29 protein-coding genes, 3 tRNA genes and 1 pseudogene are annotated in these 26,394 nt (G+C 54.9%); 17 read left to right on the top strand and 16 right to left on the bottom strand.

All coding sequences use genetic code 11. The features are described 5' to 3' along the window. Nucleotides 1–45: 45 nt before the first annotated feature. The 11 genes from deoA to HMPREF0201_RS02015 form a co-directional block, all read right to left on the bottom strand. Nucleotides 46–1,368, bottom strand: coding sequence for a thymidine phosphorylase (gene deoA / locus HMPREF0201_RS02060; RefSeq protein WP_039897880.1), 1,323 nt, complete (start codon nucleotides 1,366–1,368; stop codon nucleotides 46–48). 181 nt (nucleotides 1,369–1,549) lie between these two features. Beyond that, nucleotides 1,550–2,329, bottom strand: a complete 780-nt coding sequence (gene deoC, locus HMPREF0201_RS02055; RefSeq protein ID WP_016534785.1) for a deoxyribose-phosphate aldolase — start codon at nucleotides 2,327–2,329, stop codon at nucleotides 1,550–1,552. Between the two features lie 351 nt (nucleotides 2,330–2,680). Continuing rightward, a complete protein-coding gene (locus tag HMPREF0201_RS02050) occupies nucleotides 2,681–3,958 on the bottom strand; it encodes a NupC/NupG family nucleoside CNT transporter (protein WP_016534784.1) in 1,278 nt (425 codons plus the stop codon). A 171-nt stretch (nucleotides 3,959–4,129) separates the two neighbouring features. Beyond that, nucleotides 4,130–4,906 carry a metal-dependent hydrolase gene (locus HMPREF0201_RS02045; RefSeq protein ID WP_016534783.1) on the bottom strand — a complete coding sequence of 259 codons (777 nt, stop codon included), beginning with the start codon at nucleotides 4,904–4,906 and terminating at the stop codon, nucleotides 4,130–4,132. Continuing rightward, on the bottom strand, nucleotides 4,903–5,976 hold the full coding sequence (locus tag HMPREF0201_RS02040; protein WP_016534782.1) for a patatin-like phospholipase family protein: 1,074 nt from the start codon (nucleotides 5,974–5,976) through the stop codon (nucleotides 4,903–4,905). The genes HMPREF0201_RS02045 and HMPREF0201_RS02040 overlap by 4 nt, the downstream gene beginning before the upstream one ends. Nucleotides 5,977–6,098: 122 nt before the next feature. Next, nucleotides 6,099–6,260, bottom strand: coding sequence for a DUF1328 domain-containing protein (locus HMPREF0201_RS22320; protein WP_002437547.1), 162 nt, complete (start codon nucleotides 6,258–6,260; stop codon nucleotides 6,099–6,101). A gap of 134 nt (nucleotides 6,261–6,394) precedes the next feature. Beyond that, entirely contained in the window at nucleotides 6,395–7,006 is a 612-nt protein-coding gene (osmY, locus tag HMPREF0201_RS02035; RefSeq protein WP_016534781.1) for a molecular chaperone OsmY, read from the bottom strand. Between the two features lie 316 nt (nucleotides 7,007–7,322). Beyond that, nucleotides 7,323–8,912: a peptide chain release factor 3 gene (prfC, locus tag HMPREF0201_RS02030; RefSeq protein ID WP_016534780.1), complete on the bottom strand. Its 1,590-nt coding sequence runs from the start codon at nucleotides 8,910–8,912 to the stop codon at nucleotides 7,323–7,325. Between the two features lie 100 nt (nucleotides 8,913–9,012). After that, on the bottom strand, nucleotides 9,013–9,690 hold the full coding sequence (gene yjjG, locus HMPREF0201_RS02025) for a pyrimidine 5'-nucleotidase (RefSeq protein WP_016534779.1): 678 nt from the start codon (nucleotides 9,688–9,690) through the stop codon (nucleotides 9,013–9,015). Between the two features lie 18 nt (nucleotides 9,691–9,708). Further along, on the bottom strand, nucleotides 9,709–10,152 hold the full coding sequence (rimI, locus tag HMPREF0201_RS02020; protein WP_016534778.1) for a ribosomal protein S18-alanine N-acetyltransferase: 444 nt from the start codon (nucleotides 10,150–10,152) through the stop codon (nucleotides 9,709–9,711). Beyond that, nucleotides 10,121–10,540, bottom strand: a complete 420-nt coding sequence (locus HMPREF0201_RS02015) for a DNA polymerase III subunit psi (RefSeq protein WP_016534777.1) — start codon at nucleotides 10,538–10,540, stop codon at nucleotides 10,121–10,123. The genes rimI and HMPREF0201_RS02015 overlap by 32 nt, the downstream gene beginning before the upstream one ends. A 107-nt stretch (nucleotides 10,541–10,647) precedes the next feature. On the opposite strand from HMPREF0201_RS02015, the gene rsmC reads away from it, so the two are divergent. The 4 genes from rsmC to HMPREF0201_RS01995 all read left to right on the top strand — a co-directional run bounded on the left by rsmC (nucleotide 10,648) and on the right by HMPREF0201_RS01995 (nucleotide 12,136). Then, entirely contained in the window at nucleotides 10,648–11,679 is a 1,032-nt protein-coding gene (rsmC, locus tag HMPREF0201_RS02010) for a 16S rRNA (guanine(1207)-N(2))-methyltransferase RsmC (RefSeq protein WP_016534776.1), read from the top strand. Between the two features lie 121 nt (nucleotides 11,680–11,800). Continuing rightward, nucleotides 11,801–11,887 (top strand) — tRNA-Leu (locus HMPREF0201_RS02005). A gap of 29 nt (nucleotides 11,888–11,916) precedes the next feature. Then, nucleotides 11,917–12,003 (top strand) — tRNA-Leu (locus tag HMPREF0201_RS02000). A gap of 46 nt (nucleotides 12,004–12,049) precedes the next feature. After that, nucleotides 12,050–12,136: transfer RNA gene (locus tag HMPREF0201_RS01995), tRNA-Leu, on the top strand. Between the two features lie 37 nt (nucleotides 12,137–12,173). On the opposite strand, the gene HMPREF0201_RS01990 is transcribed toward HMPREF0201_RS01995, so the two are convergent. Then, complete coding sequence (locus HMPREF0201_RS01990; protein WP_016534775.1) at nucleotides 12,174–12,413, bottom strand: DUF1435 domain-containing protein; 240 nt, start codon at nucleotides 12,411–12,413, stop codon at nucleotides 12,174–12,176. A 266-nt stretch (nucleotides 12,414–12,679) separates the two neighbouring features. Between HMPREF0201_RS01990 and HMPREF0201_RS01985 the strand changes: the two genes are divergently transcribed. The 3 genes from HMPREF0201_RS01985 (at nucleotide 12,680) to fhuF (ending at nucleotide 15,124) form a co-directional block, all read left to right on the top strand. Next, the gene (locus tag HMPREF0201_RS01985; RefSeq protein ID WP_016534774.1) at nucleotides 12,680–13,744 is read left to right on the top strand and encodes a GGDEF domain-containing protein; all 1,065 of its coding nucleotides are present in this window, start codon (nucleotides 12,680–12,682) and stop codon (nucleotides 13,742–13,744) included. A gap of 109 nt (nucleotides 13,745–13,853) precedes the next feature. After that, nucleotides 13,854–14,219 carry a hypothetical protein gene (locus HMPREF0201_RS01980; protein WP_016534773.1) on the top strand — a complete coding sequence of 122 codons (366 nt, stop codon included), beginning with the start codon at nucleotides 13,854–13,856 and terminating at the stop codon, nucleotides 14,217–14,219. Nucleotides 14,220–14,332: 113 nt separating this feature from the next. Beyond that, nucleotides 14,333–15,124 carry a siderophore-iron reductase FhuF gene (fhuF, locus tag HMPREF0201_RS01975; RefSeq protein WP_016534772.1) on the top strand — a complete coding sequence of 264 codons (792 nt, stop codon included), beginning with the start codon at nucleotides 14,333–14,335 and terminating at the stop codon, nucleotides 15,122–15,124. A 42-nt stretch (nucleotides 15,125–15,166) separates the two neighbouring features. Here fhuF and HMPREF0201_RS01970 read toward each other — a convergent pair whose 3' ends face one another. Next, on the bottom strand, nucleotides 15,167–16,513 hold the full coding sequence (locus HMPREF0201_RS01970) for a PTS sugar transporter subunit IIC (protein ID WP_039897877.1): 1,347 nt from the start codon (nucleotides 16,511–16,513) through the stop codon (nucleotides 15,167–15,169). 13 nt (nucleotides 16,514–16,526) lie between these two features. Then, nucleotides 16,527–16,832 (bottom strand): PTS sugar transporter subunit IIB, encoded by a 306-nt coding sequence (locus HMPREF0201_RS01965; protein WP_039897876.1) that lies wholly within the window; start codon nucleotides 16,830–16,832, stop codon nucleotides 16,527–16,529. Between the two features lie 208 nt (nucleotides 16,833–17,040). Between HMPREF0201_RS01965 and HMPREF0201_RS01960 the strand changes: the two genes are divergently transcribed. From HMPREF0201_RS01960 to HMPREF0201_RS01925, 8 genes and pseudogenes are all read left to right on the top strand, one after another. Further along, entirely contained in the window at nucleotides 17,041–17,499 is a 459-nt protein-coding gene (locus HMPREF0201_RS01960; RefSeq protein WP_016534769.1) for a YbaK/EbsC family protein, read from the top strand. A 153-nt stretch (nucleotides 17,500–17,652) separates the two neighbouring features. Further along, complete coding sequence (locus HMPREF0201_RS01955; RefSeq protein WP_016534768.1) at nucleotides 17,653–18,429, top strand: threonine/serine exporter family protein; 777 nt, start codon at nucleotides 17,653–17,655, stop codon at nucleotides 18,427–18,429. Beyond that, nucleotides 18,420–18,893: a threonine/serine exporter gene (locus tag HMPREF0201_RS01950; protein WP_016534767.1), complete on the top strand. Its 474-nt coding sequence runs from the start codon at nucleotides 18,420–18,422 to the stop codon at nucleotides 18,891–18,893. Before HMPREF0201_RS01955 ends, HMPREF0201_RS01950 begins: the two co-directional genes overlap by 10 nt. A gap of 74 nt (nucleotides 18,894–18,967) precedes the next feature. Beyond that, nucleotides 18,968–19,414 (top strand): MarR family winged helix-turn-helix transcriptional regulator, encoded by a 447-nt coding sequence (locus HMPREF0201_RS01945; protein WP_016534766.1) that lies wholly within the window; start codon nucleotides 18,968–18,970, stop codon nucleotides 19,412–19,414. A 95-nt stretch (nucleotides 19,415–19,509) separates the two neighbouring features. After that, nucleotides 19,510–19,938: an organic hydroperoxide resistance protein gene (locus tag HMPREF0201_RS01940; RefSeq protein ID WP_016534765.1), complete on the top strand. Its 429-nt coding sequence runs from the start codon at nucleotides 19,510–19,512 to the stop codon at nucleotides 19,936–19,938. Nucleotides 19,939–20,079: 141 nt separating this feature from the next. Further along, nucleotides 20,080–20,589, top strand: a complete 510-nt coding sequence (locus HMPREF0201_RS01935; RefSeq protein WP_016534764.1) for a YjjA family protein — start codon at nucleotides 20,080–20,082, stop codon at nucleotides 20,587–20,589. A 142-nt stretch (nucleotides 20,590–20,731) separates the two neighbouring features. After that, nucleotides 20,732–21,063 (top strand): annotated as a pseudogene (locus tag HMPREF0201_RS01930) (type II toxin-antitoxin system RelE/ParE family toxin). Nucleotide 21,064: 1 nt separating this feature from the next. Beyond that, nucleotides 21,065–21,379 carry a helix-turn-helix domain-containing transcriptional regulator gene (locus tag HMPREF0201_RS01925; protein WP_016534762.1) on the top strand — a complete coding sequence of 105 codons (315 nt, stop codon included), beginning with the start codon at nucleotides 21,065–21,067 and terminating at the stop codon, nucleotides 21,377–21,379. Nucleotides 21,380–21,417: 38 nt separating this feature from the next. Here HMPREF0201_RS01925 and HMPREF0201_RS01920 read toward each other — a convergent pair whose 3' ends face one another. Beyond that, a complete protein-coding gene (locus HMPREF0201_RS01920; RefSeq protein WP_016534761.1) occupies nucleotides 21,418–22,158 on the bottom strand; it encodes a CDP-diacylglycerol diphosphatase in 741 nt (246 codons plus the stop codon). Nucleotides 22,159–22,178: 20 nt separating this feature from the next. Beyond that, nucleotides 22,179–23,105 carry a LysR family transcriptional regulator gene (locus HMPREF0201_RS01915; RefSeq protein WP_016534760.1) on the bottom strand — a complete coding sequence of 309 codons (927 nt, stop codon included), beginning with the start codon at nucleotides 23,103–23,105 and terminating at the stop codon, nucleotides 22,179–22,181. 135 nt (nucleotides 23,106–23,240) lie between these two features. On the opposite strand from HMPREF0201_RS01915, the gene HMPREF0201_RS01910 reads away from it, so the two are divergent. Continuing rightward, nucleotides 23,241–25,028, top strand: coding sequence for an adenine deaminase (locus HMPREF0201_RS01910; protein WP_016534759.1), 1,788 nt, complete (start codon nucleotides 23,241–23,243; stop codon nucleotides 25,026–25,028). A 17-nt stretch (nucleotides 25,029–25,045) separates the two neighbouring features. Continuing rightward, a complete protein-coding gene (locus HMPREF0201_RS01905) occupies nucleotides 25,046–26,389 on the top strand; it encodes an NCS2 family permease (RefSeq protein ID WP_016534758.1) in 1,344 nt (447 codons plus the stop codon). Nucleotides 26,390–26,394 lie beyond the last annotated feature (5 nt).

Raw genomic sequence — 26,394 nt, 5'->3', positions numbered from 1 at the left:
TCCGTACCTTGTGCTCTATAAAATAGGGATCAGATCAGTATACCGTTATTCGGTGATTCGACGATAGACCGTTGGTGTTTCCTGCGGCGCTTTTTCGTCAATTATGATTGCCGCTTTCACCGCCTTCGCCGCATCCTGCCAGCTGGCTTCATCTTTAGCGTGAATAACCGCCAGCGGACGTTCGGCGTCGATAGCCTCGCCCAGACGAGCCATATCGGTAAAGCCAACGCTGTAGTCGATAGTATCGGAAGCCTGACGGCGACCGCCGCCCATAGAAACCACGGCCATGCCCAGCGCACGGGTATCCATCGCGGAAACAAAGCCGGAGGCGTCGGCGTAAACGGCTTTGCTCAGCATCGCTGTAGGCAGGTATTTCGCATAGTTTTCAACAAAGTCGCTTGGGCCTTTCTGCGCGGCCACCATGCGGCCAAACACTTCGGCCGCTTTGCCGTTATCCAGCACCGCCTGAAGCTTCGCGCGCGCTTCTGTTTCGTCTTTGGCGAGCCTGCCGGAAATCAGCATTTCCACGCACAGCGCCATCGTTACCTCAAACAGACGCGGGTTACGGTATTCGCCCGTAAGGAACTGCACCGCCTCGCGAACTTCCACTGCGTTACCGGCGCTGGAAGCCAGAACCTGATTCATATCGGTCAGCAGGGCGGTCGTCTTCACGCCCGCGCCGTTAGCCACGCCAACAATTGCTTCGGCCAGCTGTTCAGAGAGCTGATAAGTCGGCATAAATGCGCCGCTGCCAACTTTCACATCCATGACCAGCGCATCCAGCCCTTCGGCCAGTTTCTTCGCCAGAATAGAAGCGGTAATAAGCGGGATAGAGTCCACCGTCGCGGTAATATCGCGGGTGGCATAAAAACGTTTGTCCGCCGGTGCCAGAGAGCTGGTCTGGCCGATAATGGCCACGCCGACGTCCTTAATAATGTCGCGGAAGCGGTTATCATCCGGGAAAATATCGAAGCCAGGAATGGCTTCCAGTTTATCGAGCGTGCCGCCGGTATGACCGAGGCCACGGCCGGAGATCATTGGCACATAGCCGCCGCACGCCGCCACCATTGGGCCAAGCATCAGCGAAGTCACATCGCCCACGCCGCCGGTGGAGTGTTTATCAACAATCGGGCCGTTGAGATTGAGGCTTTTCCAGTCCAGCACGGTTCCGGAATCCCGCATCGCCATAGTCAGCGACACCCTTTCCGGCATCGTCATGTCGTGGAAGAAGATGGTCATCGCCAGAGCAGCAATCTGCCCTTCAGAGACGGTGTTGTCGCGAATACCGTTGATAAAGAAACGAATCTCTTCGTCACTCAGTACCAGGCCATCACGTTTTTTACGAATAATTTCTTGTGCGAGAAACACGGCAACCCCCTGGGAATGCGGGTAAAAAGCGGCGGAAAACCCGCCGCAATTAAAGATTACTCTAGATAATTCGAGTCGCAGGCAGAAGGCAAAAGAGCTCATCCCCAGGAGCTTACTGAAGTAAGTGATTGGGGTGAGGGAGTGCAGCTTACGCACCTGCGGCTTGAAGTATGACGAGTAATTAGTAGCTACTGGCGCTTTTACCGTCGCCGTGGCCCAGCGCTTTCAACAGGCTGGCTAGCAGGCTGGAAGCACCGAAGCGGTAGTGGCGAGAGTCGGCCCAGTCAGCACCAAACAAATCGTCGGCAATAGCAAGGAACTGCGCGGCATCTTCAGCAGAGCGAACGCCGCCGGCCGGTTTGAAGCCTACGGATTTCTCCACGCCCATATCGCGGATAACTTCCATCATGATGCGGGCGCTTTCCGGCGTGGCGTTAACCGGCACTTTACCGGTAGAAGTTTTGATAAAGTCTGCGCCAGCTTTAATAGCGATGGCAGAAGCCTTACGGATCAGCTCTTCGGTTTTCAGCTCGCCGGTTTCGATTATCACTTTCAGCAGCACGTTCGCGCTGGCACAAGCCTCTTTACAAGCTTTCACCAGATCGAAACCAATCTGCTCGTTACCGGCGATCAGCGCGCGGTATGGGAATACAACGTCAACTTCATCCGCGCCATAAGCGATGGCCGCACGAGTTTCAGCCAGTGCGATATCAATATCATCGTTGCCGTGCGGGAAGTTGGTCACGGTGGCAATACGGATATCCGGCGTGCCCTGCTCTTTCAGGGTTTTACGGGCAATTGGGATAAAGCGTGGGTAGATACAGATTGCGGCGGTGTTGCCCACCGGGGTTTTCGCCTGATGGCAGAGGGCGATGACTTTCTCATTGGTGTCATCGTCGTTCAGGGTGGTCAAATCCATCAGTTTCAGCGCACGCAGGCTGCTTTTGGTTAAATCGGTCATAACGCTCTCCAACAAAAGATATAAAAGTCTCCGGCCTGAAACGGGAAACTCAACACGTTGGAGCGGACTTGGTTCCTTGAAGATGAGTGGTCACCGGAGTCACCATCACGTTGAGATCCTTCTCACCGCACATTGCCGGTAGCAATGTTAGAATTCTAACACTCACCGCCGAATCAATTTTGTGTCTCGTCTCACAAAAGCCAAAGAGTGAATTGCAAGCTTTCATCCATTATATGTGATTAAAGAAACAAAATAACGCGCTAAATTGCATCAGACCGCAAGAAAATGGCCGGCAATGCGCCAGCCATCGGCCTTATCACAATGTTATAATTATAACATTTCTGGTGAGAACTACAGCGCCAGGAATATCCCGGCAATGGTCGCGCTCATCAGGTTAGAGAGCGTCCCCGCTGCCACGGCCTTCAGGCCAAGCTGCGCAACTTCATGCCGACGCGTCGGTGCCATACTGCCCAGGCCACCAATCAGGATCGCAATAGATGAAAGGTTAGCAAACCCACACAGCGCGAAGGAGATAATCGCTTTAGTATGCCCGGAAAGCACCTGTAACCCGGCGGCGGCAACTTCCGCATCGTCTTTCAGGTAAGCGCCAAAGTTCAGGTAGGCGACGAATTCGTTGATAATCAGCTTCTGGCCGATAAACGATCCCGCCACGTTCGCTTCACTCCACGGCACGCCAATCAGCCAGGCTACCGGGGCAAACACCCAGCCGAGCATCAGCTCCAGCGACAGCTGCGGGAAATTAAACCAGCCGCCAATCCCGGAAAGCATGCCGTTCAGCAGGGCAATCAGCGCAACAAAAGCCAGCAACATTGCGCCCACGTTCAACGCCAGCTGCATCCCGGAAGCGGCACCGGAAGCGGCTGCATCCAGCACGTTGGCCGGACGGTCGGGATCGTTTTCCATTGATTCAAGATGCGGCGCATCGTTAGGCGTTTCCGTCTCCGGCAGCATCAGTTTAGCAAACAGCAGGCCGCCCGGTGCCGCCATAAAGGAAGCCGCAATCAGGTATTCCAGCGGCACGCCCATCTGGGCATAACCGGCCAGTACGGAGCCTGCCACGGACGCCAGCCCGCCGCACATTACCGCGAACAGCTCCGAGCGGGTCATGGTGGCAATGTAAGGGCGTACCACCAGCGGCGCTTCGGTCTGCCCAACGAAAATATTCGCCGTTGCCGAAAGAGATTCGGTGCGGGAGGTTTTCAGCAGCTTACGCAGGCCGCCGCCGAGCAGGCGGATAACCAGCTGCATAATGCCCAGGTAGTAAAGCACGGCAATCAGCGAGGAGAAGAAGACGATAACCGGCAGAACGCGCAGCGCAAAAATAAAACCGCCGCCGCCGAAGAGTTCGAACATTTTATCGGAAACCAGGCCGCCAAACAGGAAAGAGATCCCTGAGTTGCCGTAGGCGATAACGTTAGCCACCCCTTCTGACATAGCGAGCAGCACTTTACGGCCAACTGGCACATAAAGGATCAGCGCGCCGATGCCTATCTGGATAAGCCACGCGCCGATAACGGTACGCAGGTTTATCGCTTTGCGGTTGCTGGAGAGTAAAACGGCGATCAGCAATAAAACGACCATGCCGACCAGCCCCATGAGGATTTGCATACAGATTCCCTGTGTATTAATTGGAAGATTCGGGCCTTGCCAGCCCGCTTTTAAGCGCGCGGATTATAACCACAGGGGGGTGAAAAGTGCCGGAGCAATCACGTATTCACGGAAATATATAGAAACATTTACGCAAAAGAGTGACATCCGTCACATCAAGGTGCGGAGTGATTAGAAAGCAAATAATTCGTCTGCGTTGTTTTTCAAAGCGTTAGCGATGGTTTCGGGAGATTCAGGGCGTAATTCGCATAGCGTGTCAAAGACCAGCGCCGCACGTTCCGGGCGGTTAGGCTCGCCCTGCCAGCCGTTAAGAGGCATATCGGGAGCATCGGTTTCCAGCAGCAGCGAGGAGAGCGGTAGCCGGGCCATAACATGGCGAGTTTTGCTGGCCCTGGGGTAAGTAATCGTGCCGCCGACGCCTATTCGGTAGCCCAGCGCAATAAAGCGTTCCGCCTGCTGCTGGCTGCCTGCAAAACCGTGTATAACGCCGGTGCGCGGTAAATTATGGCGCTTCAAATGCAGCGCCAGCTTGTCGTGCGTCCGCCTGGAATGCAGCAGCACCGGCAAATCGTAACGCTTAGCCAGCTTTAGCTGTTCACCCAGCATAAACTCCTGACGATCAAACTGCGGATCCTCCCTATAAAGATCCAGTCCGATCTCTCCGAGAGCGACAAGTTTGCGCGGTTTTTTTCGCAGCAGCGTTTCAAGCAGAGCAAGCCCGGCTTCATCATGTTTTTCTATAACAATGGGATGCAGACCGATTGCGGCATACAGTTCAGGGAAGTTCTCCGCCAGCGCCAGCACGCGTTCAAAACGCCCCGCCTCTACCGCGGGCACGATGATTTTAGTCACGCCGGCCTGCACGGCCAGCCTGATGCTGTTAGCTTCATCTCCGGCAAACGGCGGAAAATCAAAGTGGCAATGGGTGTCGTAGAACGTAAAGCTCACGCAAGATCCTCGTTATCAAAAGCCGAATCATTAGCCTGCGGAGCCGGAGTTATCGGCTTAACCAGAGCTTGATTTGCCGCCGCAGCCGGCGGAATGACCAGCGGGCCAGGCATCTTAATACGTGGAGTATGGCGCATCAACGGGGGCTTGGGCACCAGCAGCTTGCCCACGGCCGCCAGGAAATAACGCCCGCACAGGCGGCCGGTCTGGTAGTCGGCCGTGAGCGACGGCAGGCGGCTGCCGAGCGCATTGCTCAGCAGCGGTTTCGGCGGATAAATTTCAAAGATCCTCAGCTTGCCGGGCGGTTTCTCAATAAAACTTTGGATCTCGCGGTAGCTCTCTTCGTGATGCTGCACCAGGTTCAGCAGCGGCTGGAGGCTGCTGTCACCCAGCCAGCGCTCCATGCGTTTGAACCACTGGGGGGTGTAATACATCTGTGAAGGCACGGTGCGAATCACCACCAGCGTATCGGCACCCCGGCTTGCGGCTTCACGCACCGGCACCGCGTCGCTGATGCCGCCGTCCTGATAGCTTATTCCGTCAATGTCTACCCCGGTGCGGTAAAATCCCGGAATGGCGCTCGAGGCCTTCAATAAATTCAGCCATGTGTCCTGGGTCGGTGAGAAATAGTTTGCCGCATAATCGTCGCTGCGGCAGGCGCACATGTAGAACTCTTTTCCCTTCTCGAACAGGCCATCGGCGCTGGACATAGAAAGCGGCAGCCTGGCAGCCGTCGACTCAATCAGCCAGTCAAGGTCTATCAGGTTTCCACCACGCACAAAGCGCAGCGGGTTAAAGAATTCGCTGGTAGTGGTGAAACGAGTGATCACGCGGCGGGCGTAACCCGGCTGGTTGCAAACGTAGGCAGAGAGGTTTTGCGCCCCGGCGGAAGTGCCAAGAAACAGATCGAAGGGATTAAATTCGGCGCGCATAAATTCGTCCAGCACCCCGGCCGTAAAAATTCCCCGCTGGCCCCCTCCTTCACAAATAAGAGCGAGCTTTCCAGGACGAAAAGGCTTGAGCGCTAGCGGCGCAATATTGCCGAGCGTAACGGGTATACGATGTCCCACCCTGCTTCCCTGAAATCTGTTGTTGTGTATTTCTACCCTATACCCTTAGGCTGCTATGTAAAACCGAGAAAGCCAGTCACAAGGACTGGCTTTTGTATCGGTATGTTACTGGCTTAGCGTGGCTAAGGGCGCCTGCGTCCCATAAACAGACTGACCAGGAACAGGATGATACCTACTACAAAGACAATTTTTGCAGCACCTGCGGCAGTACCTGCCAGGCCACCAAAGCCCAGAGCCGCAGCTATCAACGCGATAACAAGAAAAATAATGCCCCAACGAAACATAGACTCTCCTTAACCATAGTGAACCTTATCGCTTCTTAATGGGCACCGGATGGCTAACCCACTGGCGATAATTAATAATGGTGGTGCTTACCGCCTTCCGGGCCGGGCCCGGAAGAAAGTTTCGGGTGCTGCCGTTACTTCACTTTCAGATCGTTTTTAACGCTTTTCACGCCTTCAACTGCCTTGGCGATGCTTTCAGCGCGCTCGGACTGTGCGCTGGTTTTCACCTCACCGGAAAGCTGAACTACGCCATCGGTGGTTTCTACTTTCACATGACGGGAAGGTACGCTGTCATCTGCCAGTAATTTGCCTTTAATTTCACTGGTGGTTGCCGCATCACCCGCGTAGCCCTTCACCGACTGGGATTTAGCGTCACGGACGTGGAGCTTGTCGCTCACGGAGCTAACGCCTTCCACTTTTTTAGCCGTGGCAACGGCGTGTTCCGCCTGGGCCTGGCTCTCTACGAAGCCGCTCAGGGTAACCACTTTTTTCTCGGTTTTTACCGAGATATCGGTGCTCTTGATGTTTTTGTCATCCACCAGAGCGGCCTTAACTTTCGCTGTGATACCGCTGTCATCCATGAAGTCGCCGACTTTACTCATAGAGCTATCGATTTTTTTCCCTGCGGAATCAGCCGTAGCTTCCGTTTTGTTGGCCAGCGTCTCTTCGGCGAAAGCGCTACCGCTTGCCAGAACAGAACCCAGAACAACAGCCAGCAGAGTTTTTGAAATCTTAGTCGTAGTCATCGATTAATTCCTGTAGGTTTGCTCATCATTTGAGCTTTTTCGTTTCCCACCGCGCCGAAAAGGATCAGCAATTAATATCGCAACAACCGGAGAAACGTTAATAACAAGCCAGGAAACAATAATTTCCCGGTGCTTTCATCCAATAAAGTGGTCATCGCTTTGTTAAATATAGATCACAATCATAAAAGTGCATGGCGGAGTGGTGGAAAAAGCAGCAATAACGCCGAATCGGCAGGAAATTAAGAAGATTCCGCAAGGGATTCAAAAGACAAGGAAAGTGGCAGGAACGCGACGGGCGCCGCGTTCCTGAAGGCGATTAGTGCTCGCGAGTTTTGCGGAAAGTGACGTCCGGGTAGCGTTCCTGGGTAATGTTCAGGTTAACCATCGTTGGCGCAATGTAGGTCAGGTTATCCCCGCCATCCAGCGCCAGCTGGATTTCGTTTTTACGTTTGAATTCCTCAAACTTCTTAACGTCTGTCCCTTCAACCCAGCGCGCGGTAGCAACGTTAACCGACTCGTAAATCGCTTCCACGTTGTACTCACTTTTCAGGCGGGCAACAACCACATCAAACTGCAGCACCCCAACCGCGCCAACGATAAGATCGTTATTCGCAATAGGACGGAACACCTGCACCGCACCCTCTTCTGAAAGCTGAACCAGGCCTTTCAGCAGCTGTTTCTGCTTAAGCGGGTCACGCAGGCGGATACGGCGGAACAGTTCCGGCGCGAAGTTCGGAATACCGGTGAACTTCATCATTTCACCCTGGGTAAAGGTGTCGCCTATCTGAATAGTGCCGTGGTTATGCAGCCCGATGATGTCGCCAGGGTAGGCTTCCTCAACGTGAGAGCGGTCACCGGCCATAAAGGTCAGAGCGTCAGAGATAACGACGTCTTTACCAATACGCACCTGGCGCAGCTTCATACCCTTCTCATACTTACCGGAAACCACGCGCATAAAGGCTACACGGTCGCGGTGTTTTGGATCCATATTCGCCTGGATCTTAAACACAAAGCCGGTGAACTTCTCGTCCGCCGCTTCCACAACACGGGTGTCGGTTTTACGCGGCATCGGCGCAGGCGCCCATTCCACCAGGCCATCCAGCATGTGGTCAACGCCGAAGTTACCCAACGCAGTACCGAAGAACACCGGCGTGATTTCACCCGCCAGGAACAGTTCGTGATCGAACTCGTTAGAAGCTCCCTGCACCAGTTCCAGCTCGTCGCGCAGCTGCTGGGCCAGATCGTCGCCCACTGCGGCATCGAGATCCGGGTTGTTCAACCCTTTAACGATGCGGACTTCCTGGATGGTGTGGCCTTTACCGGTCTGGTAAAGGTAGGTTTCATCTTTATAAAGGTGGTAAACACCTTTGAACAACTTGCCGCAACCGATAGGCCAGGTGATTGGCGCGCAGCCAATCTTCAGCTCGCGTTCAACTTCATCCAGCACTTCCATCGGATCGCGGATATCGCGGTCCAGCTTGTTCATAAAAGTGATGATCGGCGTGTCGCGCAGGCGGGTAACTTCCATCAGCTTGCGGGTACGATCTTCAACCCCTTTTGCGGCGTCGATAACCATCAGGCAACAGTCCACCGCCGTCAGAGTACGATAGGTATCTTCGGAGAAGTCTTCGTGCCCCGGGGTGTCCAGCAGGTTAACCAGGCTATCGCGATACGGGAATTGCATCACCGAAGTGGTGATTGAGATCCCACGCTGTTTTTCCATTTCCATCCAGTCGGATTTAGCGTGCTGGCTTGAGCCACGCCCTTTTACCGTACCGGCGGTCTGGATAGCCTGTCCGAACAGCAGCACCTTTTCAGTGATGGTCGTTTTACCGGCATCCGGGTGAGAAATGATGGCAAAAGTGCGGCGTTTCGCCACCTCTTGCAAATAAGGAGACAAAGTCATAATTACATCTTCTGTAAATGCGCACGGCTTTGAGCCACGCGTTGAGTGAACGTTATTTGGCGGCTATTTTACCCGCCATTGTGGGTTTAACAATCAACAATCATGGCTTACACAGCAGTTGCTCCAGTTCACTTAACGAAGTGACCTGCCAGGTTGGCTCAATCCCTTCCGGCGCGGTGCGGCCGTGGGCGTTTAGCCAGCAGGTTGCTATCCCGGCGTTGATGCCGCCCAGAATATCGGACTCCGCCGTGTCGCCAACCATCAAAACGCGGTCGCGCGGCGGCTGGCCCATTTGCTCAAAGGTATAGTCGAAAATGCGGCGATCGGGCTTTGCAATGCCGACCTGCTCGGAGATAACCAGCAGATCGAAATAGTCCCGCAGGCCGGTGCGCTCGAGGCGAATCTGCTGTAGCGCGGTAAACCCGTTGGTGATGATGCCGAGTTTCGTTTTCCCCTTCAGGGCGTTGAGCAGCGAAACCGCGCCCGGCAGCGGGGCGCAAATCTCGGCCATCGCCGACAAGAAAGCATTATTCAGTTCGGCAGACGGCACGCTTAGACGCTCCGCCCAGCCTTCAAAACGCCGGAGCTGTAATTGCAATGCGGTGATGGCGCCGTTCTGGTAGTCCACCCACAGCGGCTTGTTCACCGCCTGGTAGTCCTGGAAGTCATCTGCGGTAAAGGTCACGCTGTAGTCGAGAAACATCCGCTGTAGCCCGCCGAATGCGTCAAAGGTAAACAGCGTTTCGTCCGCATCAAATAAAATCCAGTCCCAGTTCATCCACACACCTTTTAAATATTAACCGAGGGGTAACGCCATAATAATCGCGTCTTCCCGGCCCTCTTTTGCCGGGTAATAGTTGCGACGTACGGTCGCTTCGTTAAAGCCGAGGCTTTCGTATAACGCTCTGGCGGCGAGGTTGGAGGCACGCACTTCAAGCCACAGCGTGAAGACATCGCGCTTCTCAAGCTCCTGAATTAAGTGCTCGAGCAGCGCTCTGCCCAGCCCCTGGCGCTGATAAGCCGGATCAACCGCGATGTTAAAAAGCGTGGCTTCGTCGAGCACCACCTGGGTCACCGCGAAGGCCGCCATTTTACCGTCTACGTCCAGCCGTAAATTGAAATAGCGTTCGCCCTGGTTACTGGCGAAAGTCTTTTCACTCCAGGGGAAAGCGTGGCTGCGTTGCTCGATGGCGTACGCCGCCGCTAAATCATTCGGCGTCAGGGAAGAAATCTTGTTCATGTTCGCAAATTTGTTGCCACAGCGCCTGTCGCGCATTGCCATTGTGATAAAGCTCGTCAAGCGCCGGAGAAGCAAGCTGGGCGCCGTCAAGGCTCAAAGGCTGCTCAACGCCGAGCCGCCAGCTATTGCAGCGGCTGTCCTGCGGCATCATTGCCACACGGTCCGGCGTCAGTTGCATAACCTGCCCGGCACTCAGCTCAAGACTGCGTAAAACATCCAGCACCAGCGGGTCGCTTAAGGCGGGCAGCTCTTCAGCCACCATCACCAGACGCACGCCTGCCGGTAGCGATACCGCTATCTCTCCCTGTAAAGCCGTCGGACGGCGCAGCACCCACTGAGTAATACCCAGTTGCTGTAACTGCCAGTCACGTCGGGAAGGGGAAGTCATAGCGAAACCTGTCTGGAGCGTAATAAGGGGCGCAAATATAGCAAATTCATCGAATCCACGCCATTAAAGCTCTATAATCCACGCTCTGATTTTCCAGGAGCAATTTGATGAGTGCGTTAACCCCGGCGAGTGAAGTACTGCTGCGCCACAGCGATGATTTTACCGAGAGCCGCGTGTTGTTTGCCGGTGACATGCAAGACGATCTGCCGGCGCGTTTTGACACCGCCGCCAGCCGCGCCCACACCCAGCAATTTCACCACTGGCAGGTACTAAGCGCGCAGATGGGCGAAAACGCACAGTATGGCCTGGTGGCCGGTGCCGACGTCGTTGCAGACAGCAATACGCTGATTTATTACTGGCCGAAGAACAAGCCGGAAGCCCAATTCCAGCTGATGAACATCCTGTCGCTGATGCCGGTTGGCACTGACGTCTTCGTGGTCGGTGAAAACCGCAGCGGCGTTCGCAGCGCCGAACAGATACTGGCCGATATCTGCCCGCTGAGCAAAATCGACAGCGCCCGCCGCTGTGGCCTCTACCATGGCCGCCTCGAGAAACAGCCTGAGTTCGATGAAAACAGCTGGTGGGGCGAGTACCCGCACGGCGAGATGACGGTCAAAACCTTACCGGGCGTGTTCAGCCGTGACGGTCTGGACACCGGCAGCAAACTGCTGCTTTCAACCCTCACCCCGCACACCAAGGGCAAAGTGCTGGACGTGGGCTGCGGTGCGGGCGTACTGGCAATTACTCTTGCCAGCCACTCACCGAAAGTCCGCCTGATCCTGTGTGACGTCAGCGCACCGGCTGTAGAAGCCAGCCGCGCCACGCTTGCCGCTAACGGCATCGAAGGCGAGGTCATTGCCAGCAACGTCTACTCCGGGATAAACGGCCGTTTCGACATGATTATCTCTAACCCGCCGTTCCACGACGGGATGCAAACCAGCCTTGACGCGGCTCACCAGCTGATTCGCGGTGCTGCCCGCCATCTGAACATGGGCGGCGAGCTGCGCATCGTTGCTAACGCCTTCCTCGCGTACCCTAACGTGCTGGATGAAGTGTTTGGGAGTCATGAAGTTATCGCCCAAACCGGGCGTTTTAAAGTCTACCGTGCGGTTCTGTCGCGAGCGGCTAAAAAGCGCTAACCCGCCTTTGGTGCCGCTTTTTCCAGCAGTCAGGGAAGCGGCACCAAATTAACTGTTGACGAAGTTCAGAAAACATCTAGAATGCGCCTCCGTGGTTGTGATACTTCGGTATTACAGGTATGCGAAGGTGGCGGAATTGGTAGACGCGCTAGCTTCAGGTGTTAGTGTTCTTACGGACGTGAGGGTTCAAGTCCCTCTCTTCGCACCAACAACCACGCAAGATATCGTTCGCACTGCGCGAAGGTGGCGGAATTGGTAGACGCGCTAGCTTCAGGTGTTAGTGTTCTTACGGACGTGAGGGTTCAAGTCCCTCTCTTCGCACCAATGCGAAGACGATATCAAAACTCTCAGGCGCAAGCCTGAAACCTGTGCGAAGGTGGCGGAATTGGTAGACGCGCTAGCTTCAGGTGTTAGTGTCCTTACGGACGTGAGGGTTCAAGTCCCTCTCTTCGCACCACTTCTTAAATGAAGTTCCCCCGGTAAGACCCCATTTTTCATCCCGATTTCCCCAGATTCATCACGATAAGCAGTAGCCCGCTGGCAAATGCCACGCACGACGGCAGCAAAACAAAATGCCGCAATTTCTTGTGATACAGCATCAGTGCCGTCGCCAGCAGCCCCGCGACAACCAGCACCCGCCACTCGCTGAAAGAAAGATCCAGCCAGGCGAGCAGCGCCACCGCCATACCCGCCACCATTACGCTCCAGCCACCTTCGAGTCGTCGTTGCAGCATTTCAGCATCCCAATCATGATAATGATAACCAATATCATATGATAAAAATTCTCAACTGTCAGCGAGAAAACGTATCAGGGCTATCGCTGAAATAGCCGGAGTTTACCCGGCATTTAATGACAGATTTTCAGTAAGGTGATAGATTGAGCGCCGGCGTTAATACGCCACATAAAAATTCCAATAGTTACCAAAAAAGCAAACTACCCGCTTTTTTTTAGACAACACACACAACACCAGACGTTCTTACCCAAGACATAACCATCCCTATGACAGCCCAGACCTGGCGAGCACTACTCAAAGCAAAGCATCTGCTTTCATTACGTTTATTTTTGCTACTCAATGCCATATCAGCAGCCTTCTCGATGTTATTTCCGGTGAACCCGGTAATGCGCGTAACGCCGCCGGTGGTGATTATCCTGCTGCTTAGCGTGACGCTGCTCGGCTGGCAGTTGCTGAATAAAAAGCTGCTGATTAACCTGAATATGGTCTCGTTGCTAATTGGCCTGCTCTGGGCGTTGCATATATTCGTTAAAAACAACGCTCTCGGCGATGTTGATGCCTCATTCCTGGTGATAAGCCTGATGTCGGTGCTGTTTATCGGCGCTATTTCCTTTATCAACAACATCGTCGCCTTTCTGCTGCATAGCCTGCCGGTCGCGCTGACGGTGCTGTGGCTGGACAGCGTCGATCACTGGCTGCGGGTGCTTTACTCCATCGCCCTACCGGCTATCGGCATTACCATTCAGCATATTATTCAAAAGCGTAACGACCGCTTCACGCAGCGTCTGATGAATAAGCTGGTGGAAGAAAAAGAGACGCTCAACGGCCTCAGTATGCTCGACCCGTTAACCGGCCTGTACAACCGCCGTGGTTTCCAGAACCGGCTGGAACACCTTCGGGCTTCCGGCCCCGGCAACCATTATGTGTTGCTGCTGGATATCGACTACTTCAAGTCCTACAACGATCATTACGGCCACGCGATGGGCGATCAGGCTTTGATCCGCGTTTCGGCCGCTATTCGCGATGCGGTACGTTCGAGGGACATCGTTACCCGCTACGGCGGCGAAGAATTTATGGTGATGTTGGCCCATATTGACGGCGAGCGGGCGCTCCAGGCCGCGGAGAGGATCCGCCAGCGCGTTAACGATCTCGATATTCCCCACATGTTCAATAACGAAGTCGCCACCAACGTGACCGTGAGCATTGGCCTTGCGCCACTGCCGGACGAGGATATCGAAAACGCCCTGAGCCTGGCGGACAAAGCGCTCTATCAGGCCAAAAACCAGGGCCGCAACAGTATTCTCACCAGCCAAATGGCAAGCGTGAGTTAACCGCTTTCCTCAGAAATTGCGGGGTTGCATCCCGGCGGCTTATTGTTCATATTTCAAACAATAACAATATGCCGCCAGCGGCAATACACCGTATCTCTGAGGAATAATAATGAATAAAATTTTTCCTGCGGCTATCGTTCTTCCCGCTCTTCTGCTCACCGCCTGCTCCACCAGCAGCCCCGGCAAACTCCAGGTAAAAGGCCAGCCGCTCACCAGCGATCCGGCTTACGTGTTACAACATCTTATACCCATGCTGCCCATCACCAGCGGCTGCCGGGAAAAGCCCAAATCCGTTAGCGTAGCGCTGGTCAGTAAATCTGATGATATTCGTACCAACGCTGCCGGAACGGCGCTTATCTCGGGCTCAGCCAGGGAAGCGTGGAATTTTGATGCCTGCGGCCGCGCTATTCCGATGTATGTCACCTACTCTTTCTTCCCTGACGGCAAAACGGCATACAAGTTCGCCGCGAAATAATCTGAGCCTGAACCCGGCGATTGAAGCAACAGCAGCGAAATCATCTTGCCAATGATTTGCCCCATGGTTAGGATTGCTAATCATTATCATTTAGATTGGCTTCTGACGAGAACATGGCGCTTCAATCCCTTCAGCTTAGCGATGACGGCGGGTGTTTTATTCTCCCGTGGCCTCCGGCGCCCCCACCGCTGGCGGAAGCTTTGCGCGACTATTTCGCCACCCATCGTTCTTACTTCAACGACATCATTAAGCTAAATGAACCTGCTCCGGCCAGTGCCATGCCGCTGAGCCGATGGCGTCAACCGGCAATACTGGCTTCTCTGATAGCAGCCTATGGCGACCATATCTACCGCAATCAGCCGCATCAATCGCGTGAACATAAGCCGCTGAAATCGCTCTGGGCGCAGTGGTATATTGGCCTGCTGGTGCCGCCGCTAATGATGGCGCTCCTGGCCCAGCGCAAAGCGCTCAGCCTGGCCCCGGAACGGATATACGTCGATTTCCATGAAACGGGCCGCGCCGCAAGTTTCTGGATAAACGCTGAAGAAGATGTGCAGCTAAGCTCCCTTGCTCCGCGCCAGCGCGTGGAAAAACTAATCGCCGATGTTTTAATCCCGGTTGTGGATGCGCTGGAAGCCAGCGGAGATATCAACGGTAAGCTTATCTGGAGTAATACAGGCTATCTGGTGAACTGGTTCTTAGGAGAACTCAAGCCGCTCCTCAAGGATGAAACTCACGCCCTGCTGGTTAACGCCTGCTTTTTTGAAAAACAGCTCTCCTGCGGCCAGAATAACCCGTTATACCGCACGGTAATCCCGCGCGAAGGGGTTCTGGTTCGCCGCACCTGCTGCCAGCGCTACAAGCTGCCCGATGTACAAAGCTGCGGCGACTGTACCTTAAAATAGAAAACGGCGGGTTTCCCCGCCGTTTTGACTCTGTTTTATCGATTAAGCCAGCTGTTGGTTTCCTTCCTCGCTCGCTCTTTGTGCTTCTTCTTTTTCCTGCTCCAGCAGCTGCTTCTCGTACACTTTGAAGAACGGGAAGTAGATGATGGACGACACGCAGGCCAGCAGAATAACCAGAATCGCAGCACGGAAGTCCCAGCCCAGCGCCCAGGCTGCGCCAATTGGAGCCGGTGCAGTCCACGGCACGACGGAAATCACGCGGCCAATCAGGTCAAGCTTCATCGCTCCCCACGCCAGCACGGCGTTAACCATCGGCGCCAGCAGGAACGGAATGAAGAACACCGGGTTCATCACGATAGGCGTCCCGAAGATAACCGGTTCGTTAATGTTAAAGCAGGTCGGAACAATGCTCAGACGGCCGATAGAACGCAGGTGGGCAGATTTGCTGCGCAGGTAGCAAATAACCAGCCCCATCGTCGCGCCGGAACCGCCAACCACGATAAAGAAGGTCCAGAAGGCCTCCATGAAAATGTGCGGCAGCGGCGCACCGGCGGCCAGCGCGCCCTGGTTCAGGCCGAGGTTGGTCAGCCAGAACATTTGCAGCATGCCGGAAACGATAGCCGCTCCGTGGATGCCAGCGAACCAAAGCAGGTGAGCAATCAACACCGCCAGTAAAATCGCAGGCAGCGAGTCCGCGGCGGAAACCAGAGGTTTGAACAGCGCCATAATAGCCTGAGGGATCAGCATATCGAACTGAGACTGAATAAACAGGCTCAGCGGATACAGCGTGAGCACGACAACCAGCACCGGGATCAGCAGGTCAAAGGAGTTTTTGATCATCGGCGGCACCTGGTCCGGCAGTTTAATACCGATGTTGTGTGCCTTCAGGAAGCGCATCATCTCTACGCAGTAAATTGCCACCAGAATGGCGGTGAAAATCCCGGTCCCGCCCAGGCTATCCACCGGCAGCGTGCCTTTAGTTTTCGGCGCAGCCACCACCAGGAAAGCCATCAGGGACAGCATGGCGCACATAAACGGATCGAGACCGTGAGACTTCACATAATGCTTGCCGAGGTTGTAGGCAATGGCCGCGCAAATATAGATAGACATGATGCCCATCGTCATATCAAACGGCGTCAGGATCTGGCCTTCAAACTGCTTCGCCAGATCCAGCCATGCACGGGCAAATCCCCACGTAGTGGTTGGAGAGAACGGCGGGTAAGCGAACACCAGCAGGAACGAGCCGACAATCATAAACGGCATCGCCGAAATGAAACCGTCGCGGATAGCCATCACGTGGCGCTGGGAAGAAATGCGGCCAGCGACCGGGCTAACGTAGTTTTCAACAAAACGAAAAATTAAATTAAATGCAGCATGGTTGGAAGACATGGTGGCTCTCCTGTCAGGCTATCAACGCGAGTGCATCGGCGAGAATTCTGTCGCCGCGCATCATTCCGTAATCCATAGAGTTAATGACCGTGACCGGGATACGTTTGGGAGCGGCCTGAGCCTTAAAATCTTCCAGACGATATTTGATCTGCGGACCGAGTAAACAGCAATCAAATTCAGGCATAACATCCGTGAACTCTTCGATACCCACCGCTTTTATCTCAACGTCAATCCGTTGCTCCATGGCGGCTTGTTTCATCCTGTTCACGACCATACTGGTAGACATACCAGCGGCACAGCATAAGAGGATACGTTTCATAGACGACTCTAATTATTAGGTACAGGGGGGTTACGAAATCAGTATTCCTCGCGCCAATCATTACTGCAACCGGTTACTGCAACCGGTTTCAGTGATTGTGAAGGAGATCCAGAAATTTCTGACAAGGAGGGTGTGAGATAAGTATAAGCGGTTTACAGAAAGTACAAGCTTATGCGAAATTATTTGCCACCTGGATCAGGAGAAAATCATGAGTTTGCAGTCCGTGCGGCAATTCTTCGCCGACCATGCCCCCGATATTAATATTATCGAACTAAATCAAAGCACCGCTACCGTCGCACTTGCCGCCGCTGCCCATAATGTTGAAGCCGGGCAAATCGCCAAGACCCTGTCGCTCAAGGTTAAAAACGACATCATACTGATTGTCGCGAAGGGCGATGCCCGCCTGGATAATAAAAAGCTTAAGGAAACATTCGGCGCTAAAGCGCGTATGTTGAGCAGCGATGAGGTGGTGAACTGGACCGGGCATCCGGTCGGCGGCGTTTGCCCTTTTGGGCTGGAAAATCCGCTGGCGGTCTACTGCGATATTTCGCTCCGCCAGTACCAGGAAGTTCTCCCGGCCGCAGGCGCTATCCACAGCGCGGTGCGAATCTCACCCGAGAGAATGGCCGACTTAACTCAGGCCAAGTGGGTCGATGTCTGCCAGTGAGGGTTATTTGAAGCGTGGCTAAAGGACGCCATCCAAAGGTCACGCGACCGGACTAGTTGCTCAAAGGTTGATCTGGCACGCTTAAGAGAGTGAAGCGCTCATGTTTAATAAGTGAACGTTACCCTTTGTTCACTCTCTTTTTTCGGGATAAGCATGCAGACCGATGTTGCCTCACAGCGTGGTGTCACCCGTTTATGCATTCAATGTGCGCTTTTTTTGCTGCAACACGGGGCTGAGAGCGCGCTGGTTGAGGAGCTTTCCACCCGGCTTGGAAAAGCGCTCGGTATGGACAGCGTAGAAAGCTCAATCTCCGCCAACGCCATTGTGCTGAGCACCATTAAAGATAATCAGTGCCTGACCACCACCCGCAAAAATGTCGACCGCGGGATCAATATGCATATGGTTACCGAAATTCAGCACATCGTTATCCTCGCTGAACACCGGCTTATCGATGCCAGAGACGTGCTCAAACGTTTCGAACATATCAAGCCGCTTCGTTACCCACGCTGGCTGGTCGTGCTGATGGTCGGCCTCTCCTGCGGCTGCTTCTGTAAACTCAACAACGGCGGCTGGGATGGGTCATTGGTGGCCTTTATTGCCAGCTCTCTGGCGATGTACGTGCGCCAGCTTCTCACCCATCGGCAGATGCATCCTCAAATTAATTTTTGCCTCACCGCCTTCGTTGCCACCAGCGTCTCCGGGCTATTAATCGCCAAAGGCCCGTTTGCCAGCACCTCAAATATCGCCATGGCGGCGAGCGTGCTGCTGCTGGTGCCGGGGTTCCCGCTGATTAATGCCGTTGCCGATATGTTCAAAGGCCACGTCAACACCGGCCTGGCACGCTGGGCCATGGCCAGCCTGCTAACCCTCGCCACCTGTATTGGCGTGGTGATGGCGATGTCGGTATGGGGGCTTCGGGGATGGGCATAATCGAGTTTGTTCTGGCACTGATGCAGGATATGGCGCTTTCGGCGATTCCGGCGGTAGGTTTTGCGCTGGTCTTTAACGTTCCACAGCGAGCGCTGCCCTACTGCGCCCTGCTCGGTGCCGTCGGTCACGGCTCGCGAATGGCGATGATGACCGCAGGCCTGAATATTGAATGGAGCACTTTTTTGGCCTCAATCCTGGTCGGTATTATCGGAATCCAGTGGTCGCGCTGGTATCTGGCTCATCCCAAAGTGTTTACCGTTGCGGCAGTGATCCCAATGTTTCCGGGGATCTATGCCTATACGGCGATGATCTCTGCGGTAAAGTTGACCCACTTCGGCTACACCGAACCGATGATGATCCAGCTGGTGACAAACTTCCTGAAGGCCTCATTTATCGTGGGCGCGTTGTCGATTGGCCTTTCTCTACCGGGGCTGTGGCTGTACCGTAAAAAACCCAGGGTCTAGCCCAAACGCTGCGTCAGACAAAATTCACGTAAAATTATTTGCTATTTAATCGCGCGCTATCTATATTCAAATCCATGAACAAGACATCGACCGAAACGAACGCGCTGCTGCTGGACAACCAGCTTTGCTTCGCGCTCTATTCCGCCAATCTGGCGGTCAATAAACTCTACCGCCAGCTGCTTGCGCCGCTGCAGCTCACCTATCCGCAATATCTGGTGATGCTGGTGCTGTGGGAGCGGGACGATGTCACGGTGTCGCAAATCGGCGAGCGTCTGTTTTTAGACTCCGCCACCTTAACGCCGCTGTTAAAGCGTCTTGAAAGCGCGGGTCTGCTGCTGCGTCAGCGCTCCCGTGAAGACGAACGTCAGGTCGTCGTTACCCTGACCGGTGAAGGCAAAGCGCTGCAGGAAAAAGCTCACAGCATTCCTGAGTCGGTACTCTGTGCTTCGGCCTGTAGCGTAGACAGCATGCTGGCGCTTAAGGATCAGCTGGAAACGCTGCGCGGCAACCTGAATACCTAATTAACACCCGTCGGCACTGCCGGCGATTTTTAAAAAACCATATAAATCGCGTGCTATTTTATAGCGCAAACACAAAGTAAGATGAGGAACCTGCCATGTCTTTAGAAAAAGTCGTTTATACCGCAAAAGCAAAAGCAACCGGCGGCCGTGAAGGTCGTGCAACCTCTTCTGACGGCGTTCTGGACGTCAAACTGGGCCTGCCAAAAGAGATGGGCGGTGCCGGTGGTGAAGTGACTAACCCGGAACAGCTGTTCGCCGCTGGCTACTCGGCCTGCTTCCTGGGCGCGATGAAGTTTGTTTCCGGCCGCGACAAAATCTCCATGCCTGCTGAAGCCTTTATCGAAGGTGAAGTGGGTATTGGGCCGCTGCCTACCGGCTTCGGCATCGAAGCTAAACTGAACATCCACCTGCCGGGTATGGACGCTGCTGAAGCGAAAAAACTGGTCGATGCGGCGCACATCGTTTGCCCGTATTCCAACGCCACTCGCGGCAACATCGACGTCACGCTGAATATCATCAACTGATGTCGCAAGCCGGGGAAACCCGGCTTTTTACTCTCATGCCCGCCGTTTAGGAAAACTCTCAATCCCCCTCTTTCCCGGCAAAGCGTTATACTCAGCGCTGAATTCTCCTGCCCGGCAGGTAAACAAAGCGAGTATCAACAGATGAAAGTAAGCATTAAAACTCTCTGCGCAATGGCGCTGGCAACGGCCTTTTTTGCGGGCCAGGCAAGTGCGGCAAGCTGGCAGGATCAGCTTTCAAGCGCGGCAAACGAGCTGAGCAAAAGCGGCTCAACCACCACCGGCGCAGGCGCTCAGAACGGCGGCCTTTCTCTCTCTTCCCTGACCAGCCTGCTTAACGGCAACGGTAAATCGCTCACCTCCAGCACCATGACCAACGCCGCAGGCGTGATGGAATATTGTGCGAAGAACAAGCTTGCTTCCGTCACCAATACGGAAAATATCAAAAATCAGCTGATGACCAAACTTGGCCTGGAGAACAGCACCAAGCCCGCGGATAAGCAGGATTACAACCAGGGCCTGATGGGGCTGCTGAATACCGCTAACGGCCAGAAGCTTGACCTGAACACTATCGGCAACTCACCTCTGGCTGAAAAGGTGAAAACCAAAGCCTGCGACCTGGTGCTGAAACAGGGTATGAATTACCTGTCCTGATCGTATCTTGCCCGAAGGCACTACACCTTCGGGAATTTAACTTACCGCCTACCTCTCAGAATCCCCGTTTTGCCTTTGTCAGATCGTACCCCACAGGATACAGTCTTGATGTATCATTGATAACTACAGGCTACAATTACCCATGCCAATACTTCGTCACTACCTGACGCAGGATGGCCGGGATCCTTTCAATGCTTTTTTAATGGACGTCAAAGACCCGATAGCAAAAGCAATGATTGCTGTTCGTGTCGCCAGGATGGGTGAGGGAACTATGGAGACTGCAAGCCATGCAGGGAAGGCGTATCGGAATTAAGAATTGATCGGGGTCCGGGCTACCGTGTTTATTACTCGCCGGTTCCTGGCTCCTTTACCGGCGATATTGTTTTGCTGCTGCTCGGCGGTACCAAAAAGAAGCAAAATCAGGATATTGAGAAATCAATACGCTATCTGAAAGATTACAAAGAGAGGAAATAATATGGCTAAGTCGGTATTACATGATGATGCGATGGTGCAGCTAATCAAGGACGATCCGGCCTTTGCTCAAGTCTATTTGCACCAGGCGCTGATAGAAATTGATGAGGAAGGCGGCTACGAAGCTTTTATGATGGCACTGCGCCACGTTATTGAAGCCAGTGGCGGTATGTCCGCGGTGGCAAAACGGGCCGGAGTTTCGAGAGAGTCGCTGTATAAAACACTTTCTCCAACGGGTAATCCCTCTTTCAAAAGTATCAGAATTCTCGCATCTGCAACCGGATATCCTCTTTCCAGCATCGTAAAAGCCGTAGCCTGATTGCCGAAGATAAGCCCGCATAATGCGGGCTACGGTAATTACTGAGCCAAAGAACAGCTGTAGTCCAGCATCTCCTCAGCGGACCCCTGGTTACCGCCCAGCAGCTGGCGAGGGTTGGCTAACAACATCACATCGCCTTTCGCGGTCACTACCCGCGCCAGACCAAAGTTTTCCATTTCATCGCCCTGAGCCTTCACATAAGCCGCCAGGACGCTAAACGGGTTTGCCTGAGCAGAAACTTTTATCGCCAGATATTTATGGCCAAGGATCTCCTCGCCAAACGGCTGCCATTGGTCGGTAACTTTATCCGCAAGCTGGTTAATCGACTGATAAACCTCGGGTCGCAGGCATGAAAGATGAATATGAAGCTGGTTCTGAGAACGCCCGTAGCGAGAGTTAATCGCCAGCACTAAATCGTCATCCTTCACCGGCTTAGTGGTTTCATCCAGCAGATAATGGCGGTTATCCCACGCATCCTGGAAGTAGTTCGGCGCCCCGTTTTCCAGAATCTTCGGGCTTTCAATGCCGGTAATTTTATCTGTTGGCATCAGCAAAGTATGGAGCGGGCCTTTCGCATCTTTGAACACCAGGTAGCGCTGCTGTAAATCAACCTTCAGGCACGGCTCCGGCGAATTGTGCTGCTGCTGGTTCGGTATGCACTGCTGGCTAATGATGTTCCACAGCGCATCGCTATGGCGGTGCAAAAGCCACAGGCGAATGGCGACGGCGGCTACCAGTAAAATCAGCAGCACAACCACCACACGCAGGATCTTCTTCATCTCGGGTTTTCCTTGTTAAATCAGGGCATTTTTCGTTGTTGTAATACTCGGACAATCAGTTGGAAGCAGGCTTCAATCTGCGGCGCAAACGGCTCGGTACTGCGCATCAGCGCCACGGTGCGGCTCAGGGAAGGTTGCTGCAGGTGGATAACCTTCAGCTCCGGGTCCTGCAAATAGGTCGTGTAAAGCTGCGGCAGGATTGCTACCGCCAGCTGCGAGCGCACCAGTCCGTAAAGTGTTTCAATAAAATCAACCTGATAGCGGGTGTTAAGCTTCAGGCGCTGGCTTTCCGCCATCGCCGCCACCAGCCGGCTGATATTTCCTTTTGAAAACACCGCAATATCCCGTTTGACCAGGCTACGCCACGGAGCATGGCTGGATTCTGCCAGAGGATCGTGACGATTGACTACCGCCACGAAGGGATCTTCTTGTAACGGATTGATCTCAAGCGTGGCGGGCACCGAACTGTCCAGTCCGCCAAACCCGAAATCGAGCTGGCCGTTTTCCAACTGGGCTATCAGCGCATCATTAGTGCGATCGTGAAACTCCACCCGCAGGCGAGGAAAAGCGTCGGCCAGCAGTTGCGGGATATGAGGAAACAGCAGGCTGCCAACGGACGGCACCAGACCGATACGCAACGTGCCGTCCCCGCCGTCCTGCACAATGCGCTGCATATCGTCAAAGGCTCGCTGGGCAACGTTGAGCATGCGCTCGGCGTGGGGCAGCAGCGCAGCCCCCAGCTCCGTCAACGTTACGGCAGAAGCGGTGCGGTTAACCAGCTTGCCTCCCAGCACCGACTCAATTTGTCGTAATGCGCTGCTTAGCGCGGGCTGACTGATAGCCAGCCTGCTGGCGGTATCGGTAAAATGACGAAGTTTCGCCAGCGTCACAAAATACTGGATCTGTTTTAACGAGAGAGCGGGAAGGCGCTGCCAGGGTTCAGCCATTGGAGTATCAGGGTTACCAGGTAAACGTTTGCTACAGGATAAACGTTTCTTATCGGCTGATAAATTAAATCATCTGGGCAAAGTTCACGCACCTGCCTAGAGTAGCCGCCAGAGCACATTTTTTGGACCCCAGCCATGACACCTGCTGATTTACGCCGCCGCGCGGTAAAAGCCGCCCTCGGTGAAGTTCCCTTCGACCTGCTGCTGACCAACGGCCAGCTTATCGATATGGCAACCGGCGAAATCCGCCAGGCCGATGTCGGCATTGTCGGCACGCTTATCGCCAGCGTGCATCCGCGCGGAAGCCGCGAAGATGCCGTCAAAATTCACGATCTTGCCGGAAGCTATCTTAGCCCGGGCCTGATGGACACTCACGTCCACGTCGAAAGCTCGCACCTGCCGCCTGCACGTTACGCCGAAATCGTCGTCGCGCAGGGGACGACCACCATTTTCTGGGACCCGCACGAGCTGGCAAATGTGCTAGGCATTGAAGGCGTGCGCTACGCCGTTGACGCCAGCCGTAACCTGCCGCTGCGCGTGATTTGCGCCGCGCCTTCCAGCGTGCCTTCCACGCCGGGGCTTGAGATGTCCGGTGCGGATTTCGCCGGAAAAGAGATGGAAACCCTGCTCTCCTGGCCTGAAGTGGCGGGCGTGGCCGAAGTCATGGACATGCACGGCGTACTCAACGGCAGCGAAAGAATGCTGGAGATCCTCAACGCCGGGCTAAACAGCGGCAAGCTTATCGAAGGGCACGCTCGCGGTCTTAGCGGTGCCGGTTTGCAGGCTTATCTTGCCGCAGGCGTCACTTCCGACCACGAACTTACTTCCGCCGCGGACGCGCTGGAAAAACTGCGTGCCGGCCTGACGCTGGAAATTCGCGGCTCTCATCCTTACCTGCTGCCGGAAATTGTTGAAGCGCTCAACGGGTTACCGCACCTGTCATCCCAGGTTACGGTCTGCACCGACGACGTGCCGCCGGACATGCTGCTGGAAAGAGGCGGTATTGTCGCCCTGCTGAACCTGCTGATTGAGCACGGCATGAAGGCGACGGACGCCCTGCGCCTCGCCACGCTGAACGCCTCTCTGCGTTTACAGCGCCCCGATCTCGGGCTGATTGCCGCAGGCCGCACCGCCGACCTGGTGGTGTTTGATTCGCTGGAGAAACTCAGCGCCCGCACGGTCTTCGTTGCCGGTAAGCTAATGGCCGAACGGGGCAAAATGCTCGAACCCGTTACCGCACCGTCCATTGTTCCACCTCGTGATACCGTGCGTTTACAGCCGCTTAGCCCAAATGATTTTGTGCTGAAAGTGCCGGTAAACAATGGTCGCGCTCGCCTGCGTCACATAAAAGGGGCGCGTTTTACCCAGTGGAGCGAAGTCGAGGTTGAGGTCCGCGGCGGCGAAGTTCAGCTCCCGGAAGGCTTTAGCCTGATTTGGGTTCAGCACCGCCATGGCCGTCACGAAGCGAAGCCACAGCTGGCGCTACTCGAAGGTTGGGGAGAACTCAGAGGCGCGATTGCCACCACCTACTCGCATGACTCCCACAACCTCGTCGTGCTGGGCCGCAACCCGCAGGATATGGCGCTGGCGGCCAATCAGCTTATCGCCTGCGGCGGCGGCATGGCGCTAAGCCAGAATGGCAAAATGCTGGCGAAAGTTGAAATGCCCATCGCCGGGATGCTTTCCGATCTCCCGGCCAGCGAGCTGGCGCAGCAGTTTGCACAGCTACGCGAGCTGAGCAATAAAGTTGCCGACTGGGAACCGCCGTACCGCGTTTTCAAGGCAATTGAAGGCACCTGCCTCGCCTGCAACGCCGGGCCGCACCTGACAGATCTCGGGCTGACCGACGGCAGTACGCGTCAAATCGTCGACCCGCTTATTGAATGCCATGAATACCCGGCAGACACACACACAACACACTAGTCCAGGAGAGCCAAATAATGGCCGAAAATTCAGTGTCACAGGCAGCCGGCGAAAGCTGGCTGGAGCGGCGGTTCCAGCTCCGCGGTCGCCAGACTAAAGTTAAAACCGAATGCCTCGCAGGCGTCACCGGTTTTCTCGCTGCCGCCTACCTGCTGGTAGTCATTCCTGGCCTGCTGGCCGTTGGCGGGATGGACAAAGGCGCGGCCACCACCGGCACGATTATCGTGTTCGTGCTCGGCACGCTGCTAATGGCATTTTATGGCAACCTGCCGTTTATCGTCGGGCCGGGGATCGGCGGTTCGGTGCTGGTGGGCGTAACGCTTGCGGGCAGCGAACATATTGGCTGGCAGATTGGGCTAGGTATCGCCTGCTGGTCGGGTATTTTGTTCTTCGCTCTGACTCGCCTGGGCCTGCGTGAAGTCGTCACCCGCTCGGTGCCGCAGTCGATAAAGCTCGGCCTCACGGCGTCCATTGGCCTGTTCGTCGCTATCCTTGGCTTCCGCAATGCCGGGCTGGTGCTGGCTAACGCCAAAACCAATGCTCTGGCAATGGGTGACTTTACCGCACCCGGCGCGCTGGTTGCTCTGTGCGGGCTGTTCCTGGCGATTGCGCTTCAGGCTCGCCGCGTACCGGGCGCCATTCTGTGGGCCATTCTGTTTGCTACGCTGGTCGGCATTCCATTTGGCGTCACCCACCTGCCGCAAAGCTTTATCGCCATGCCGCATTCTCTGGCTCCGGTGCTGGGCCATGTCGATATGCTGGGCGCGCTGAACATCGCCTTCCTGCCGTTCCTGTTTGTGTTCTTTGCCTCGGAGTTTTTCTCCACCATGGGCACTACGCTGGCGGTAGGCGGCGAAGCAGGTCTGCTGGACGAGCACGGCAATATGCAGCACATCAACCGGCCGTTTATGGTGGACTCCATCGCCGCCGCGCTTGGCCCGTGGGTCGGCATTCCTGCGGCAACGGCGCTGATCGAGTCTTCAGCCGCTGCCGAAGCGGGCGGCAAAACGGGCCTTACGGCACTGGCCGCTGCGGTTATGTTTCTGCTGATGCTGCTGTTCACGCCGGTTGCGCTGATGATCCCAAAAGAAGCCACCGCGCCTGCGCTGATCCTTATCGGCCTGAATATGTTCAGCGGGCTGCGTAAAGTGGATCTGGGGAATTTTACCGACGGCCTGCCGGTGCTGATGATGGTAATGATAACGCTCATCGCCAACAGCTTCGGGACCGGTATCGCAGGCGGCCTGTTGTTCTATGTGGTAATCAAAGTGATTGCGGGTAAATGGCGTGAAATTCCGGTGGGGCTGTATCTGCTGGCTATTCCTCTGGTTTATTACTTCGCGACGCTGGTGAAGCACTAGAAACA

The sequence above is a fragment of the Cedecea davisae DSM 4568 genome, assembly GCF_000412335.2.
Lineage (GTDB): Bacteria > Pseudomonadota > Gammaproteobacteria > Enterobacterales > Enterobacteriaceae > Cedecea > Cedecea davisae.
This window is presented reverse-complemented; position numbering and strand designations above follow the sequence as displayed.

Coding starts and splice junctions, on each gene's coding strand:
- deoC (WP_016534785.1), bottom strand. CDS start 2,329: ATGACCGATTTAACCAAAAGCAGCCTGCGTGCGCTGAAACTGATGGAT.
- HMPREF0201_RS02050 (WP_016534784.1), bottom strand. CDS start 3,958: ATGCAAATCCTCATGGGGCTGGTCGGCATGGTCGTTTTATTGCTGATC.
- HMPREF0201_RS22320 (WP_002437547.1), bottom strand. CDS start 6,260: ATGTTTCGTTGGGGCATTATTTTTCTTGTTATCGCGTTGATAGCTGCG.
- osmY (WP_016534781.1), bottom strand. CDS start 7,006: ATGACTACGACTAAGATTTCAAAAACTCTGCTGGCTGTTGTTCTGGGT.
- prfC (WP_016534780.1), bottom strand. CDS start 8,912: ATGACTTTGTCTCCTTATTTGCAAGAGGTGGCGAAACGCCGCACTTTT.
- yjjG (WP_016534779.1), bottom strand. CDS start 9,690: ATGAACTGGGACTGGATTTTATTTGATGCGGACGAAACGCTGTTTACC.
- rimI (WP_016534778.1), bottom strand. CDS start 10,152: ATGAACAAGATTTCTTCCCTGACGCCGAATGATTTAGCGGCGGCGTAC.
- HMPREF0201_RS02015 (WP_016534777.1), bottom strand. CDS start 10,540: ATGACTTCCCCTTCCCGACGTGACTGGCAGTTACAGCAACTGGGTATT.
- rsmC (WP_016534776.1), top strand. CDS start 10,648: ATGAGTGCGTTAACCCCGGCGAGTGAAGTACTGCTGCGCCACAGCGAT.
- HMPREF0201_RS01990 (WP_016534775.1), bottom strand. CDS start 12,413: ATGCTGCAACGACGACTCGAAGGTGGCTGGAGCGTAATGGTGGCGGGT.
- HMPREF0201_RS01985 (WP_016534774.1), top strand. CDS start 12,680: ATGACAGCCCAGACCTGGCGAGCACTACTCAAAGCAAAGCATCTGCTT.
- HMPREF0201_RS01980 (WP_016534773.1), top strand. CDS start 13,854: ATGAATAAAATTTTTCCTGCGGCTATCGTTCTTCCCGCTCTTCTGCTC.
- fhuF (WP_016534772.1), top strand. CDS start 14,333: ATGGCGCTTCAATCCCTTCAGCTTAGCGATGACGGCGGGTGTTTTATT.
- HMPREF0201_RS01970 (WP_039897877.1), bottom strand. CDS start 16,513: ATGTCTTCCAACCATGCTGCATTTAATTTAATTTTTCGTTTTGTTGAA.
- HMPREF0201_RS01965 (WP_039897876.1), bottom strand. CDS start 16,832: ATGAAACGTATCCTCTTATGCTGTGCCGCTGGTATGTCTACCAGTATG.
- HMPREF0201_RS01960 (WP_016534769.1), top strand. CDS start 17,041: ATGAGTTTGCAGTCCGTGCGGCAATTCTTCGCCGACCATGCCCCCGAT.
- HMPREF0201_RS01955 (WP_016534768.1), top strand. CDS start 17,653: ATGCAGACCGATGTTGCCTCACAGCGTGGTGTCACCCGTTTATGCATT.
- HMPREF0201_RS01950 (WP_016534767.1), top strand. CDS start 18,420: ATGGGCATAATCGAGTTTGTTCTGGCACTGATGCAGGATATGGCGCTT.
- HMPREF0201_RS01945 (WP_016534766.1), top strand. CDS start 18,968: ATGAACAAGACATCGACCGAAACGAACGCGCTGCTGCTGGACAACCAG.
- HMPREF0201_RS01940 (WP_016534765.1), top strand. CDS start 19,510: ATGTCTTTAGAAAAAGTCGTTTATACCGCAAAAGCAAAAGCAACCGGC.
- HMPREF0201_RS01935 (WP_016534764.1), top strand. CDS start 20,080: ATGAAAGTAAGCATTAAAACTCTCTGCGCAATGGCGCTGGCAACGGCC.
- HMPREF0201_RS01925 (WP_016534762.1), top strand. CDS start 21,065: ATGGCTAAGTCGGTATTACATGATGATGCGATGGTGCAGCTAATCAAG.
- HMPREF0201_RS01920 (WP_016534761.1), bottom strand. CDS start 22,158: ATGAAGAAGATCCTGCGTGTGGTGGTTGTGCTGCTGATTTTACTGGTA.
- HMPREF0201_RS01915 (WP_016534760.1), bottom strand. CDS start 23,105: ATGGCTGAACCCTGGCAGCGCCTTCCCGCTCTCTCGTTAAAACAGATC.
- HMPREF0201_RS01910 (WP_016534759.1), top strand. CDS start 23,241: ATGACACCTGCTGATTTACGCCGCCGCGCGGTAAAAGCCGCCCTCGGT.
- HMPREF0201_RS01905 (WP_016534758.1), top strand. CDS start 25,046: ATGGCCGAAAATTCAGTGTCACAGGCAGCCGGCGAAAGCTGGCTGGAG.